Genomic DNA, 905 nt, shown 5'->3' on the forward strand with positions numbered 1-905 from the left:
GCCCACAGCTGCCATACATCCAGGGTGAGCAACACGAGAATCTCCTAGCGCGATGAGGTGAGCTGAGACACAATTAACTAGATGCGCGTGCATCTTGGCACCGTGGTCATCCGAGCTCAGAGTAGCTCACCATGGCAGTAACTACAACGTTCATTATTTTCGACGAACCTCCGTGTCCTCATCCCTCCAACCCCGCCAGCGCGGGGATCACGAGCAACTCGTAACCACAACGGGCTCATCCCCGCATCGCAGGGAACTACCTCCTCACAGTACGTCAGCGCGCTCACCACCCCATACGCTGACCCCATGACCACCCACCGCTTCACCGGCCACATCGCCGGCGTCGGCACCTCGGGCGGCACGCGCCTCGTGCTCGGCTGCTGGGACCGCACCCCGCACGGCCCGTTCGCGGACGTCATGCTCGCCCACCCGGACGGCCACCGCGAGCTGCTGGCCCCCGACGACTGGGTGGCGGACTTCGTCTCCGCGACCTACACCTTCGACACCGTCACCCGTGTGCCCGTGTCCGTGACCCGCACCGGCTTCTCCCGCGCGTCGCGCTGGCGCGTCGCCGCCGGTCCCCTCACGTGGCAGTTCAGCGTGGGCCCGCGCACTCCCCTGGGCAACCTCCTGCAGGCGGTCCCGCGTCCGCTGAGCACGTCATTGGGTTTCGCGCGCCTTACCAACCTGGTGGCACCGCACGTCGTGCCCGGTGTGCAGACACTGGGCACCGCCGGTCACGACCGAACGGAGTGGTACTCCGCGTACGACCTGCACGCCATCACGTTCTCCCGTGCCGCGTGGGACGGCCGCGATCTGGGCACGCTCACGGACATGACCCCGCCCCCGGACTTCGGCTTCAGCTCCACCCCGCGCCGCCCGAGCCTCACGGCGCTCACCAGCAC

General features: G+C 67.5%; 1 protein-coding gene. It reads left to right on the forward strand.

Features of this window, described 5'->3' with window-relative positions; translation table 11 throughout:
• Positions 1-306: 306 nt before the first annotated feature.
• The coding region (locus CWC38_RS11860; RefSeq protein ID WP_121846899.1) for a hypothetical protein at positions 307-905 on the forward strand (599 nt) is incomplete at its 3' end.

Origin of the sequence: Kocuria tytonicola (assembly GCF_003687455.1) — a bacterium.
Classification (GTDB): domain Bacteria; phylum Actinomycetota; class Actinomycetes; order Actinomycetales; family Micrococcaceae; genus Kocuria; species Kocuria tytonicola.